The 13275-nt window shown below is 61.0% G+C and carries 12 protein-coding genes; 8 read left to right on the top strand and 4 right to left on the bottom strand.

Going from position 1 to position 13275, the window contains the following annotated elements; all coding sequences use genetic code 11:
- Positions 1 to 44: 44 nt before the first annotated feature.
- Positions 45 to 2336, bottom strand: coding sequence for a beta-glucosidase BglX (bglX, locus tag BT116_RS21750; RefSeq protein ID WP_072347077.1), 2292 nt, complete (start codon positions 2334 to 2336; stop codon positions 45 to 47).
- 252 nt (positions 2337 to 2588) lie between these two features.
- On the opposite strand from bglX, the gene BT116_RS21755 reads away from it, so the two are divergent.
- The 6 genes from BT116_RS21755 (at position 2589) to BT116_RS21780 (ending at position 7464) form a co-directional block, all read left to right on the top strand.
- A complete protein-coding gene (locus BT116_RS21755) occupies positions 2589 to 3197 on the top strand; it encodes a LemA family protein (RefSeq protein ID WP_072347078.1) in 609 nt (202 codons plus the stop codon).
- Positions 3197 to 4027 (top strand): TPM domain-containing protein, encoded by an 831-nt coding sequence (locus BT116_RS21760; protein WP_256572591.1) that lies wholly within the window; start codon positions 3197 to 3199, stop codon positions 4025 to 4027. Before BT116_RS21755 ends, BT116_RS21760 begins: the two co-directional genes overlap by 1 nt.
- A 28-nt stretch (positions 4028 to 4055) precedes the next feature.
- Positions 4056 to 4673 carry a TPM domain-containing protein gene (locus BT116_RS21765; RefSeq protein ID WP_072347079.1) on the top strand — a complete coding sequence of 206 codons (618 nt, stop codon included), beginning with the start codon at positions 4056 to 4058 and terminating at the stop codon, positions 4671 to 4673.
- A 436-nt stretch (positions 4674 to 5109) separates the two neighbouring features.
- Positions 5110 to 6327, top strand: a complete 1218-nt coding sequence (locus tag BT116_RS21770; RefSeq protein WP_072347080.1) for a class I SAM-dependent methyltransferase — start codon at positions 5110 to 5112, stop codon at positions 6325 to 6327.
- A gap of 129 nt (positions 6328 to 6456) precedes the next feature.
- The gene (locus BT116_RS21775) at positions 6457 to 7038 is read left to right on the top strand and encodes a DJ-1/PfpI family protein (protein WP_072347081.1); all 582 of its coding nucleotides are present in this window, start codon (positions 6457 to 6459) and stop codon (positions 7036 to 7038) included.
- 81 nt (positions 7039 to 7119) lie between these two features.
- The gene (locus BT116_RS21780) at positions 7120 to 7464 is read left to right on the top strand and encodes a YegP family protein (RefSeq protein ID WP_057449704.1); all 345 of its coding nucleotides are present in this window, start codon (positions 7120 to 7122) and stop codon (positions 7462 to 7464) included.
- A 163-nt stretch (positions 7465 to 7627) separates the two neighbouring features.
- Here BT116_RS21780 and BT116_RS21785 read toward each other — a convergent pair whose 3' ends face one another.
- Positions 7628 to 8647 carry a DUF4917 family protein gene (locus tag BT116_RS21785; protein WP_072347082.1) on the bottom strand — a complete coding sequence of 340 codons (1020 nt, stop codon included), beginning with the start codon at positions 8645 to 8647 and terminating at the stop codon, positions 7628 to 7630.
- Between the two features lie 140 nt (positions 8648 to 8787).
- Here BT116_RS21785 and yiaY point away from each other — a divergent pair, with 140 nt between their 5' ends.
- Positions 8788 to 9936 (top strand): L-threonine dehydrogenase, encoded by a 1149-nt coding sequence (yiaY, locus tag BT116_RS21790; protein WP_072347083.1) that lies wholly within the window; start codon positions 8788 to 8790, stop codon positions 9934 to 9936.
- Positions 9937 to 10076: 140 nt separating this feature from the next.
- Here yiaY and BT116_RS21795 read toward each other — a convergent pair whose 3' ends face one another.
- On the bottom strand, positions 10077 to 11240 hold the full coding sequence (locus tag BT116_RS21795) for an MFS transporter (RefSeq protein ID WP_072347084.1): 1164 nt from the start codon (positions 11238 to 11240) through the stop codon (positions 10077 to 10079).
- A 13-nt stretch (positions 11241 to 11253) separates the two neighbouring features.
- Positions 11254 to 12489, bottom strand: coding sequence for an aminotransferase class I/II-fold pyridoxal phosphate-dependent enzyme (locus BT116_RS21800; protein ID WP_063322565.1), 1236 nt, complete (start codon positions 12487 to 12489; stop codon positions 11254 to 11256).
- Between the two features lie 257 nt (positions 12490 to 12746).
- Between BT116_RS21800 and fos the strand changes: the two genes are divergently transcribed.
- Positions 12747 to 13160, top strand: coding sequence for a fosfomycin resistance glutathione transferase (fos, locus tag BT116_RS21805; protein WP_072347085.1), 414 nt, complete (start codon positions 12747 to 12749; stop codon positions 13158 to 13160).
- Positions 13161 to 13275 lie beyond the last annotated feature (115 nt).

Here is a 13275-nt window from a genome sequence, read left to right on the forward strand (position 1 = left end):
TGTGGGAGCGATCTCCCACAGTTAGAATCAAGTTGTTCTGAAGGTCAGAGCAACTCAAAACTCTGCTGCTTCACGTCCTGGGAATCCAGGCCGATCTGCACGTTGAACTTGCCCGGTTCAGCCGCGTACTTGAGTTGGGCATTGAAGAACTTCAGGTCGTCCTCGGTGATGGTGAAGTGGATGACTTTCTTCTCGCCGGCCTTGAGCATCACCTTGCGGAAGTTCTTCAGTTCCTTCACCGGGCGAATGATCGAGCCGGTCACGTCCTGGATGTACAACTGCACCACCGTTTCGCCGTCACGCTTGCCGGTGTTTTCCAATGTCACGCTGGCATCGAGCTTGCCGGTCTTGTTCAGCGTGGTCGACGACAGGGCCATGTCCGACAGGCTGAACTCGGTGTAGCTCAGGCCGTAGCCGAACGGATAGAGCGGGCCGGTGGTGTCATCGAAATACTGCGAGGTGTAGTTGCCCGGCTTGCCCGGCGTGAATGGCCGGCCGATGCTCAAGTGGTTGTAGTAGGTCGGAATCTGCCCCACCGAGCGTGGGAAGGTGATGGGCAGTTTGCCCGATGGGTTGTAGTCGCCGAACAGCACGTCCGCGATGGCGTTGCCGCCTTCGGTGCCGCTGAACCAGGTTTCCAGGATCGCATCGGCCTGCTGCTTTTCTTCCAGCAACGACAGCGGACGGCCATTCATCAGCACCAGCACCAGCGGCTTGCCGGTGGCCTTCAGGGCCTTGATCAGCTCGCGTTGGCTGGCAGGAATGTTCAGCTCGGTACGGCTCGACGATTCATGGGACATGCCACGGGACTCGCCTACGGCGGCCACCACCACATCGGCATCCTTGGCGGCTTTTACCGCTTCGTCGATCAGCACCTGGGCCGGACGCGGGTCGTCTACCACTTCCGGGGCATCGAAGTTGAGGAAGTTCAGGTAGTCGAGCACCTTCTTGTCGCCGGTGATGTTGGCGCCACGGGCGTAGATCAGCTTCGCGTCGGCGCCCAGGGCGCGGGTCATGCCATCGAACAGGGTGACCGATTGCGCAGGACGCCCGGCGGCGGCCCAACTGCCCATCATATCGATCGGTGCCTTGGCCAGCGGACCGACCAGGGCGATCTTCGCGGTCTTCTTCAGGGGCAGGGTCTGGTTGCGGTTTTCCAGCAGGACCAGGCTGCGGCGCGCCACGTCACGGGCGTCGGCGCGGTGCAGGCGGCTTTCGGCGTAGGTGTCGACCGGGTCATCCTCGGCCTTGCCGATGCGCAGGTACGGATCCTTGAACAGGCCCATATCGTATTTGGCCGCGAGCACTTCCCGTACGGCGTTATCGATGTCGCTCTGCTCGATTTCACCGGCCTTGAGCAACCCTGGCAGTTCCTTGCCATAGAGCGAGTCGTTCATGCTCATGTCGATGCCGGCCTTGATCGCCAGTTTTGCCGCTTCGCGACCGTCCTTGGCGACGCCGTGCTTGATCAGTTCGAAAATGGCGCCGTGGTCACTGACCGCCAGGCCCTTGAACCCCCACTCCTTGCGCAGCAGGTCGTTCATCAGCCAGGTGTTGGCGGTCGCCGGCACGCCGTTGATGGAGTTCAGCGCGACCATCACCCCACCGGCACCCGCGTCGATGGCGGCGCGGTAGGGTGGCAGGTAGTCCTGGTACATTTTCACCGGGCTCATGTCCACGGTGTTGTAGTCCCGGCCGCCTTCCACCGCGCCGTACAGGGCGAAGTGCTTGACGCTGGCCATGATGCTGTCGGCCGCGTTGGCGCCGTTGCCCTGGAAAGCCTTGACCATCACCCCGGCGATGCGCGACACCAGGTAGGTGTCTTCGCCAAAGCCTTCGGAGGTGCGGCCCCAGCGCGGGTCGCGGGAAATATCGACCATCGGCGCGAAGGTGATGTCGAGGCTGTCCGCCGCGGCTTCCTGGGCGGCGATGCGGCCGGAGTGGTAGATCGCGTCCATGTCCCAGCTCGAGGCCAGGGCCAGGGGGATCGGGAAAATCGTGCGATGGCCGTGGATCACGTCATAGGCGAAGAACATCGGGATCTTCAACCGGCTGCGCATCGCCGCGTCCTGCATCGGACGGTTTTCATCGCGGGTGATGGAGTTGAACGTACCGCCGATGTTGCCGGCGGCGATTTCCTTGCGGATCATCTCCCGGGGCATTTCCGGGCCGATGCTGATCAGGCGCAATTGGCCGATCTTCTCTTCGAGGGTCATCTGCTTCATCAGGTTGCTGATGAACGCATCCTTGTTCTCTATGGGGGCTGGCAGGTTGTCGGCTAATACGGATTGACTGGCCAGACTGACAAACAGGCCCAGCAAACACAGCTTCTTCATGAATAATTTTCTCGCAAGCCTAAAAGGGCGGTGATCAGGCCACGCCGGTCGGCCAAAATGTGAGGAGCGGCTATTGTTGTTCAGTTAAATGCAGCACACTTTCGAACCCATTGGGCTGAACTTAGTTTCGCACTGCGCATCTTTTAGCCCATCGACCCGTTTCAATCCAGTGCGGCGGCAGATTATGCCCCAGGTGCCGGTGAGATAGGTGGCCGTGTTTTTCCAATGTCATGCAAGGGAGAGCTCCACTCGATGAATCCACGACTGAACCACCTTCGCAGCTTGCCGATGCTGGCCCTGATGCTGCTCACCACGTTGCTGGCCGGTTGCGGCATCAATAACATCCCGACCCTGGACGAACAGGCCAAGGCCGCCTGGGGCCAGGTGCAGAACCAGTACCAGCGCCGCGCCGACCTGATTCCCAACCTGGTGGAAACCGTCAAGGGCTACGCCCAGCACGAGCAGGAAACCCTGACTGCGGTGATTGAAGCGCGGGCCAAGGCGACGTCGATCCAGGTCGACGCCAGCACCCTGGACAACCCGGAAAAACTCAAGCAGTTCCAGCAGGCCCAGGACCAGTTGACCGGCGCGTTGAGCCGACTGATGGTGGTGTCCGAGCGTTACCCGGACCTCAAGGCCAACCAGAATTTCCTGGCGTTGCAATCGCAGCTCGAAGGCACCGAGAACCGCATCGCCGTGGCCCGCCGCGACTTCATCCTGGCCGTGCAGAAGTACAACACCGAAATCCGCACATTCCCGGGGCGCCTGTGGCACAGCGTGATGTACAGCGACCTGCCGCTGCGCGAAACGTTCGAGGCCACCAGCCCCGATGCCGAAAAAGCGCCGCAAGTGAAGTTTTAATGGAGCAGCTACACGCTTCAAGCTACAAGCCGCAAGCACAGGTCTTGCGCACTGCTTTTGCTTACGGCGTGAAGCTAGCCGCTCGCAGTTGCGCCTTTGTGCTGTTGCTCTGGGTGTTTGCCATCACGGCCCAGGCCGAGCTGAAGTTTCCGGCATTGACCGGGCGGGTGGTGGACGCCGCCCAGATGCTCGAACCGTCGGTGAGCGCGCAACTGGAAGCGCAGCTCAAGGCCCATGAACAGGCGACCGGCGAACAGGTGGTGGTCGTGACCCTGGCGGACTTGCAGGGCAGCAGCATCGAAGATTTCGGCTATCAACTGGGGCGCCATTGGGGCATCGGGCAGAAGGATAAAAACAACGGCGCGCTGCTGATCGTCGCCCGGGATGACCGTAAACTGCGCATCGAGGTGGGCTACGGCCTGGAGGATCGCCTGACCGATGCCCAGAGTTCGGTGATCATCAACCAGGTGATCACGCCGGCCTTCAAGACCGGCAACTTCAACAAAGGCATCAGCGACGGCGTCGCGGCGATGCTAGTGGTGCTGGGCGGTAGCCCGCTGGACGAGCCGGCGCCGGCCTACAGTACGGATGCACAGCAGGAGCAGGGCGATTTTGTCGAGCGCCATGCCGGGCTGTTCATCTTCCTGGTGATCCTGTTTATTTTGACGATATCGGTCTGCCAGATGCTCGGTATCCTGCCGGCCGGGCGCGGTGGCTCCAGCGGTTCGGGCAGCTACGGTGGGGGGGGCTTCAGCGGTGGAGGCGGCGGTGGCGGCTTCAGCGGTGGCGGTGGCAGTTTCGGGGGCGGCGGTTCGTCGGGCGGCTGGTGACAATAATAATGAGCGGGCACTTTTAACCATGGCATTACTGACTGAACACGAACAACGCAAGGTCGCCGAGGCCATCGCCCGGGTCGAGCAGCATACCGACGCCGAACTGGTCACGGTGCTGGCCGCCCGCGCCGACGACTACGCTTACATCCCACTGCTCTGGGCGAGCCTGCTGGCGCTGGTGGTGCCCGGCGCGGTCCATTACCTCACCGGTTGGTTGGCCCTGCACAGCCTGTTGCTGGTGCAGTGGGTCAGTTTCATCGTGTTGTGCCTGGTGTTTCGCATCCCAAGGATCACCACCCACCTGATCCCCCGTTCCGTGCGTCACTGGCGGGCCTCCAACCTGGCGCGCCGGCAATTCCTCGAGCAGAACCTGCACCACACCGTGGGCAGCACGGGTGTGTTGATCTTTGTCTGCGAGGCTGAGCGGTACGTGGAAATCCTGGTGGACGAAGGCATTTCCAAGCGCCTGGACAACACATGCTGGGATGCCATCGTCGCAGCGTTCACCCAGCAGGTTCGCCAGGGGCAGACGTTGCAGGGGTTCGTGACCTGCATCGAAGCTTGCGGCGAATTGCTCAAGGAGCACGTGCCGGTGACCCAGGAGCGCAATGAACTGCCGAATAGGTTGGTGGTGCTGGGCTGAGATAAATTTCTGCCGGACACCGTTGTGGCGAGGGGATTTATCTGTGGTAAGAGAATTTAGCTGTGGCGAGGGGATTTATCTGTGGTAAGGGAATTTAGCTGTGGTGAGGGGATTTATCTGTGGTAAGGGAATTTAGCTGTGGTGAGGGGATTTATCTGTGGCGAGGGAATTTAGCTGCGGTGAGGGGATTTAGCTGCGGTGAGGGGATTTATCTGTGGCGAGGGGATTTATCCCCGTTGGGGGGCATAGCCCCCCCAAAAAAAAACCAACAACCGGTCATGCAGGGAGACCTTGTCCCCAGCCCGGTTTGGGTCTGCTGCGCAGACCAGCGGGGATAAATCCCCTCGCCACAAATGAATTTTCCCGTGCCCTCGCATCCCATCCCCCCTAAAATACCCGCCATTCTCCGATTCGCCCGCCCCGAGGCCGTTTGTTCATGTCCGCCACTGCAACCCCCGCCCATCACGCGCCGGATCACCACGCCCAGTTCATCGAGTTGCTGAAAACCAGTCTCGAACAGAATGCGTTCATCAAACTGGTGCTGGCCAAGTATGTGGGGGATGAGGCGGATCTCCAGCGGCTGATCATCAAGCAACTGACGGTCAAGGACCAGCCGTGCCTGTCCTTCGTCTACCGCTACAAGACCCGCGATATCACCAAGAATTTCCCCCTGGCCGAAGGCGTGGACACCATCGCCGCATTGTTGCCAGCTTCGTTCAAGAACGCACATTTGCTGGCGGTCACCGACGAGGCGCAGCTGGAGTACAGCAAGAAGGGCAAGAGCTCGTTGTTCAAGAGCAAGCCCCAGCAACTGCGAGAAGTGCCGTCGGCGGAGCACAACCGGGAGAAAAACCGTTTTCTTGACCTGAGCCGACCGTTCCTGGCCGACCTGGGCGTGACCAACCACAAGCACGAGCTGATTCCGGCGATGTCGCGCAAGTGGAAGCAGATCAACAAGTTCATCGAGGTCTTCAGCCATGCGCTGACGTCTTCGCCACTGGCCCTGGACAAACCGGTGCGGGTCTCGGATTTCGGTTCGGGCAAAGGCTACCTGACGTTCGCCATCCACGATTACCTGCGTAACACCTTGCAGGCCGAAGGCGTGGTGACCGGTGTCGAGCTGCGCGAAGACATGGTCAAGCTGTGCAACGAAGCCGCCGCGCGCCTGGAACACCCGGGCCTGAGCTTCCAGCACGGCGACGTGCGCAGCGTGGCGCCGAGCGCGGTGGACGTGATGATCGCCTTGCATGCCTGCGACATCGCCACCGACTACGCGATCCACATGGGCATTCGCTCGGGCGCCTCGATCATCATGTGCTCGCCGTGCTGCCACAAGCAGATCCGCTTGCAGATCCAGAGCCCGGCCTTGCTCAAGCCAATGCTGCAATATGGCCTGCACCTTGGCCAGCAGGCGGAAATGGTCACTGACAGCTTGCGGGCGCTGTTCCTGGAAGCGTGCGGCTACGAGACCAAGGTCTTCGAGTTCATCTCCCTTGAGCACACCAACAAGAACAAGATGATCCTGGCCGTCAAACGCGCCGAACCGGCGGACCCCACCGAGCTGCTGGCCAAGATCCAGGAACTCAAGGCGTTCTACCACGTTACCGAGCATTGCCTCGAAACGCTGCTGCGGGCGGATGGATACCTCGTCTGACATCACTGACATCCTGTGGGAGCGAGGTGCATCCCGTCAGGTAATCAGCGCTTATCCCTCATCTACCGACGTAGCGGGCTACCTTTAATGCGTTAACCACTCATGCAGCCCCCCAAAGGAGCCCTTCCCATGGCCGCCAAGAAAATCCTCATGCTGGTCGGCGATTACGTCGAAGATTATGAAGTCATGGTGCCGTTCCAGGCCCTGCAGATGATCGGCCACACCGTGCACGCCGTGTGCCCGGACAAAACCGCCGGGCAGACGGTGCGCACGGCGATCCACGATTTCGAAGGCGACCAGACCTACAGTGAAAAACCAGGGCACTTGTTTGCCCTTAACCATGACTTCGCCAACGTCCAGGCCGCCGACTACGACGCGCTGTTGGTGCCGGGGGGACGCGCGCCGGAATACCTGCGCCTGAATGAAACCGTCCTGCAACTGGTGCGCGATTTCGATCTGGCGGGCAAACCGATTGCCGCGGTGTGCCACGGTGCGCAATTGCTGGCGGCGGCGGGCATTCTCGAAGGACGTGAATGCAGCGCCTATCCGGCGTGTGCTCCGGAAGTCCGGCTGGCGGGCGGGACCTATATCGACATTCCCGTGACCCAAGGCCATGTCCAGGGCAACCTCGCCACTGCACCGGCCTGGCCTGCGCACCCGAGCTGGCTGGCGGGTTTCCTGACGCTGCTGGGCACGGCCATCACATTGTAATAACGCTGCACAGCGGACTGGCAGGGCAAGCGCGGCGGGTCTTTACTCTCGGGGCATGTCTTCATTGCCAGGAGAAAAATCATGTCCGGATGGTACGAAATCAGCAAAAGCAGCAGCGGCCAGTTTCGGTTTGTACTCAAGGCGGCCAACGCCGAGACAATCTTGACCAGTGAGCTGTACACCACCCGCAGCGGTGTCGATGGTGGCATTGCTTCGGTGCAGAAAAACAGTCCGTTGGCCGAGCGCTACGAACTCAAGAACACCAAGGACGGCCATCCGTACTTCAACCTCAAGGCGGCCAACCATGAAGTGATTGGCAGCAGTGAAGCTTATTCATCGGACGCGGCCCGGGACAAAGGCATTGCCAGCGTCAAGGCCAACGGACCGACGACGGTGATCAAGGACAAGACCGTGGCGGCGCTTTGAATTCATCCCTGTGGCAGCGAGCTTCCCGTGGCGAGGGAGCTTGCTCCCGCTCGGCTGCGAAGCAGCCGTCATTTGCACTATGGGACTGCTTCGCAGTCCAGCGGGAGCAAGCTCCCTCGCCACCATTCACTGAAGTCGGGTTTCCAGGTCATGCCTGCACTGGTTAAACCTCCACCGGCACCGACAACTTCGGATCGCCCAGCGGGTGGCTCTTGGCATCGAAGAAGCGCAATTGCACCTCCAGCCCCTGGAACACCTTGGCGTAATGCCGCTTCTGATGCTGGATGAACGCCTGGCTACGGGGATAGATCGAAATCGCCACGGTCTTCGGTGCGGCCAGGCGCAGGGCTTGCACGATGTGCTTGTCCTGTTCGCCCAGGGCATGGCCGAACAGGCACAGGTTGTCGCCGTGCTGCAGCAACTGGTCGTAGCAGAACGACAGGTAATCGCTGCTGCGGATGGTCTTGAGCTTGTCCTGGCTTGGGCCTTCGTTGACGAACAAAGGCACGTCGTCGAGGGTCTTGATCGTGTTGTTGATGGCGAAACTGCCCAGCAAGGTGCCTTCGGTGGAGGTGAGTTTGCGCGCCGTGCCGTCCTGGTTGCGTACCAGGTGCAGGCCACCGTGCAGGTACAGCAGGCGCGGTTTGTCGGTGGTCACCTGGCTCAGGTCAAAACTGTGGTCGACGCCGAAGAACAGGTCGCTGATGCTCTCGGGCGCCTGCTGGATTGCCCAATAGTTGAGCAGGTCGTAGTTGGTGGTGAACACCGTGCGGTAGCGGCTCAGCTCCTGGTTGAGCGTCGCCAGGGTCGAGGGTTGCACCAGGCGCCATGGGATGTGCACCGTATGCACAGTGTTGATCAGTGCTTCCTTGATCGCGTAATAGCGATTGCGCGGCGCGGCGGAGCTGACGGCCAGGGCCTTGTTGACCCGACTGGTGGTTTTAAGCGCAGCGAGGACCTGCTCGAAACTGCGCGTCTGCATCGCATCGAACACGCTCAGCTCCGACGGGCTCAGGGGTTTCTCCTCGACGGTGCGGGCATTTTCGAACAGCGAGTCATAGCCGAAATCATCCCACACTGCGCGGCTGGCCCCATTGCCCACCAACAGGCCGCTGAAGGCGGTGTCGGCGCGCAAGGCCTCCCAGTCTTCGAGCCGGGTGTCGTATTCCTGGAAATCGGTCATCGCAAGGATCATCTCAAAACGTGGCAAAGGCAGGGCGCGACTTTATCACGACCCAGTCTTGAGCCAGATCAAGATGCGTCATGACTAGTCGGTCATTCTGTAGGCCCTGCCGATCCGGCCTCAACCAGGAGCGTGACCCCATGAGCAGCACTTTTTTCATTCCCGCCGTGAACATCATGGGGCTGGGTTGCCTCGATGAAGCGATGACCGCTATCCGCAACTACGGCTTTCGCAAAGCCCTGATCGTCACCGACGCGGGGCTGGCCAAGGCCGGTGTCGCCACCAAGGTGGCCGAATTGTTGGCGATACAGGACGTCGACTCGGTCATTTTCGACGGCGCCAAGCCCAACCCAAGCATCGCCAACGTCGAGCTCGGGCTGGGGCTGCTGAAGGAGAGCCAGTGTGATTTCGTCGTGTCGCTGGGTGGCGGTTCGCCCCACGACTGCGCCAAGGGCATTGCCCTGTGTGCCACCAACGGCGGGCAGATTCGCGACTATGAAGGCGTCGACCGTTCGAGCAAACCGCAGTTGCCGCTGATCGCCATCAACACCACGGCGGGCACCGCCAGCGAAATGACCCGTTTTTGCATCATCACCGACGAGACACGCCACGTAAAAATGGCGATTGTCGATCGCAATGTCACCCCATTGATGTCGGTGAACGACCCGGCGCTGATGGTGGCGATGCCCAAGGGCCTGACGGCTGCCACCGGCATGGATGCACTGACCCACGCGATCGAGGCTTATGTCTCCACCGCCGCCACCCCCATCACCGATGCCTGCGCCCTGAAGGCCATCACCCTGATCAGCAACAACCTGCGCCTGGCCGTGCGTGACGGCAATGACCTGACCGCGCGGGAGAACATGGCCTATGCGCAGTTTCTCGCGGGGATGGCGTTCAACAATGCATCGCTGGGTTTCGTGCACGCGATGGCGCACCAGTTGGGTGGCTTCTATGACCTGCCTCATGGTGTGTGCAACGCGGTGCTGTTGCCTCATGTGCAGAGCTTCAATGCGTCGGTATGCGCCGTTCGCCTGGCCGACGTGGCCCATGCCATGGGCGCCGATACACGCGGCTTCAGCCCGGAAGAGGGCGCCCGGGACGCCATTGCTGCGATTCGCAAACTGGCCCTTGACGTGGACATTCCGGCCGGTTTGCGTGACCTGGGCGTACGCCTCAACGACGTACCGGTGCTGGCCGCCAACGCCTTGAAAGACGCCTGCGGCCTGACCAACCCACGGGCGGCGGATCAGCGGCAGATCGAAGAGATTTTCCGCAGCGCGTTCTAGGCTTTGTATGAAAAGTCGCCGAGCGGCGATCAGGCAAGGCGAAAACAGGCGAGGAAGCGGAGTTGACTGGTTGTCAATGAGCATTCCGAGCCTGTTTTCAACGCAGCATGATCGTCGCGCAGGCACTTTTCGTACAAAGCCTAAGCGACCCGGGGTGGCACGAACTTCACACAGAGCATCGCCGCCGCCCCCAACAGTGCGCATAACCCCGCCAGCGGCCAGGCCTGTTGGCTCAACAACAGGCTGGCCATGGCACCGATCACCGAGGCCATCAGTTGGTGCAGGAACCCACTCAACGCCATGGCGTAAGCGCCGGCCACCGGTGAGCCTTCGTTGGCCAGGGACAGGCTGATGGGGTAGATCAACGACTGGCCAAACACCGCGAAGCAATACGGCAGCCAGAAGAGCAGCGCGACACTGCTCAAGGTGAGGCTGCCTGCCAGCATGCTCATGCTCCCGCCCAGCACCAGGGCAATGCCCCAGCCCATCATTCGCCGTTGACCGGTACGCAGTACAAAAGCATTCACCACCAACGCCCCAAGCAAGTACGCCGCACTGACCGGCCAGCCCAGCAGGCCGTATTCAATGGGTGACCAGTGGTAGCTTTCCTGCAGGATCAATGGCGCGGCGGTGTTGAAGGCGACGATCACGCCGTAACCCAGCCCACCGGCCAAGGCCGGCAGCAGGAACGCGGGTTGTCGCAGGATGAGCCCGTAGATGCCCCACGCCGATTGCCCATTGCTGGTTTGCACCAGCACTGGGAACCTGGCCCGGGACACCGCCGCTGCCATGGCCAGGCTGACGGCGCCCAAGCCTTGGAAAATCGCCTCCCAGCCGAAAACGGCCTGGATCAGCGAGCCCAGGTACTGGCCGATACCAAGGGCAATCACAAAGGCGATCGATATCCATGACAGTGCCTTGGCCAACAGGTCGCCGCTGAAACTGTCCCGAATCAGTACCCGCGCCATCACCGAGATACCGCTGGCGCCGATGCCCTGGATCAACCTGAGCGTCAGGAACGCCTCCACGGTTGTGCCCAGCGGCAGGGCCAGGTTGCCCAAACCGTACAACCCCAAGGCCGCCAGCAAGACCGGCTTGCGCCCCAGCCGTTGGCTCAGGCTGCCCCACAGCAACATGGGCAGCGCCATGCCGATCAGGTACACCGACAAGCCCCAGGAAACCCGGGACGCATCGGCGCCCAGGTCCCGGGCGATATCGGGCAGGGCCGGCAAGTAGATGCTCATGCCCAGTTGGGCCAGGAAAACGGTAGTGCAGGTGACGATCAGGGTTGTACGGTTCTTCATCGAGCGTCCTGTCTCAAGGGCGGATGTCACGCCCGTGGGTCAGCAGCAGTTCGGTGATCTTTTCGCAAAACGAGCGAATCACGTTCGGCTCCATGTCGGCGCGCAGGGTGATGCGAATGGCGGCTTTGCCTTGCGGCACCACGGGAAAAAAGACCGCTGAAGTGAAATACCCCAGTTCGGCCAGTTCGACGGCCAGGCTGTTGGCCAGGGCCGCTTCACCGCAGGGCACCATGCGGATTGCCATGGGATTGCCACGCTGTTCAGTGCGCACGAGGCTGTCGAAGAAGCGGATATTAGCTTGCAAACGCTCCTGCAGGGCGCTGAATTCTCGACTGCGGTGCAGGCGTATCGACGCCATACCGGCGCCGATGGCCGCTGCGTTCAGGCTCTGGGACCAATTGCTCGGCCCACCGTAACGCTGCACCAGCGCTTTGTGCCGCTCGCTACCGAACATGACCATCCCGCCACTGGCCCCGAATGACTTGGCCAAGGACGCAACGATCAGGGTGCGTTCATCCACGGCCGGGACGCGCGAACGGACCAGGCCTGCGCCGGACTCCCCGACCGCAGACAGCGCGTGGGAGTCATCCAGATAGAGAAACAGGCCATAGCGTTGCTTGAGATACATCAGGCTGTCCAGGTCCGCCAAGCCGCCCATGCTGTAGGCGCTGTCGGCCACGTACGCCACGCAGCGCTGGCGTTTGCACAGGTCTTCGATGAAGTCCATGTCGTTGTGCGGACACGTGACGACCTGGGTTTCATCGGCACAGGCGGCCTTGCTGTGGTTCATCGAGTAATGGGCGTGTTTGTCAAACACCATGACCGGCGAACAATGGTTGGTGAATGCACCGCTGGCCAGCAGCGGCAGGATTCCGGCGCTTGCCGCGCTGCACGACAGGGCACTGAGGCAACTGGCGCCAAACAGCTCCGACAATTGGGTTTCGTACTGGTCCAGGATCGCCAGCTTGCAGCGATTCCTTGAGTTGGCGACCCGCAGGGTCCCGGTTTCCCACAGGGCCGTCATGGCGCCGTCCAGCAATGCGGGGTGATAGTCCAGGCCCAGGTAGGACGTGGTACAGAAATGATGAAAGGTACGACCGTATTGGTCGACCAGCACATTGGGTGTCTTGACCTCGACATTCAGCCCTGAGACCTTGCCGGCCTCGGTGCCCTGCCAGTTCTGGTCTGCCAGGGAAATCACCTTGCGGTAGTGGGTGAAGTGATGGGGCGCTTGAGCAGTCTGGTTCATGGTGCGATTACATTCCTTGGTGAATGGTACTGTCCGTGGGGTGTTTCGATAGCGGTGTGTTTCCAGACTTTACAGATTGTTGTGCAGGGCTTTGAATCGGCTGTTTCCGGCGTGTTTGAGTGTCACTGGAGAGTTCTGCGTAGGACTTTGCCTAGGGCCTTGGACGGGGAATCCGTCGGCGATGTCGGAGCTTGGAAGTACCCTGGGTTCGCCCCACGCCCACTGGGTTATCACTCTTTTCTGAAAGTGGTTTGCTGATGCTCTCAGGCTTCAATCATCTGACCCTTGCCGTCACCGACCTGGATCGCAGCGTGGGTTTTTATGGCGAGCTATTACAGTTGCGTCTCGAAGCCAAGTGGGATCGCGGGGCCTATTTGTCGCTGCCGGGTTTGTGGTTGTGCCTGGCTTTCGACCCGTTACGCAGCCCCGAACCGGCGGCGGACTACACCCATTACGCTTTCAGCATCACTGCCGAGGATTTTCCGGCACTGGTGGCGCGGCTGAACGCGGCCCAGGTGTCATCGTGGCGCGACAACCGCAGCGAGGGTGATTCGTTCTACTTTCTCGACCCGGACGGGCACAAGCTTGAAGTGCATGTGGGCGACCTGGCGTCGCGGTTGAAGGCCTGTCGGCAGGCACCGTATGCCGGTATGGCGTTTTTTACGGAGTGACGGGGTTGCGTTGAAGCGAGTGGCTGCACCTCTTGGGCTTTTCGTTCCCTACAGTTGATCCCCTGCGCTATCCTCATCGCTACAGGGGGCGCGTAGTTCTCGTTCGTGGTATCGG

Origin of the sequence: Pseudomonas sp. NFACC16-2 (assembly GCF_900119205.1) — a bacterium.
GTDB lineage: Bacteria > Pseudomonadota > Gammaproteobacteria > Pseudomonadales > Pseudomonadaceae > Aquipseudomonas > Aquipseudomonas fluorescens_Q.

Bases quoted from the DNA above. Each gene is read 5' to 3' on its own strand.
- BT116_RS21785 (WP_072347082.1), bottom strand. From the start codon at position 8,647: ATGACCGATTTCCAGGAATACGACACCCGGCTCGAAGACTGGGAGGCC.
- BT116_RS21765 (WP_072347079.1), top strand. From the start codon at position 4,056: ATGGCATTACTGACTGAACACGAACAACGCAAGGTCGCCGAGGCCATC.
- BT116_RS21755 (WP_072347078.1), top strand. From the start codon at position 2,589: ATGAATCCACGACTGAACCACCTTCGCAGCTTGCCGATGCTGGCCCTG.
- BT116_RS21780 (WP_057449704.1), top strand. From the start codon at position 7,120: ATGTCCGGATGGTACGAAATCAGCAAAAGCAGCAGCGGCCAGTTTCGG.
- BT116_RS21775 (WP_072347081.1), top strand. From the start codon at position 6,457: ATGGCCGCCAAGAAAATCCTCATGCTGGTCGGCGATTACGTCGAAGAT.
- BT116_RS21800 (WP_063322565.1), bottom strand. From the start codon at position 12,489: ATGAACCAGACTGCTCAAGCGCCCCATCACTTCACCCACTACCGCAAG.
- BT116_RS21760 (WP_256572591.1), top strand. From the start codon at position 3,197: ATGGAGCAGCTACACGCTTCAAGCTACAAGCCGCAAGCACAGGTCTTG.
- BT116_RS21795 (WP_072347084.1), bottom strand. From the start codon at position 11,240: ATGAAGAACCGTACAACCCTGATCGTCACCTGCACTACCGTTTTCCTG.
- fos (WP_072347085.1), top strand. From the start codon at position 12,747: ATGCTCTCAGGCTTCAATCATCTGACCCTTGCCGTCACCGACCTGGAT.
- bglX (WP_072347077.1), bottom strand. From the start codon at position 2,336: ATGAAGAAGCTGTGTTTGCTGGGCCTGTTTGTCAGTCTGGCCAGTCAA.
- BT116_RS21770 (WP_072347080.1), top strand. From the start codon at position 5,110: ATGTCCGCCACTGCAACCCCCGCCCATCACGCGCCGGATCACCACGCC.
- yiaY (WP_072347083.1), top strand. From the start codon at position 8,788: ATGAGCAGCACTTTTTTCATTCCCGCCGTGAACATCATGGGGCTGGGT.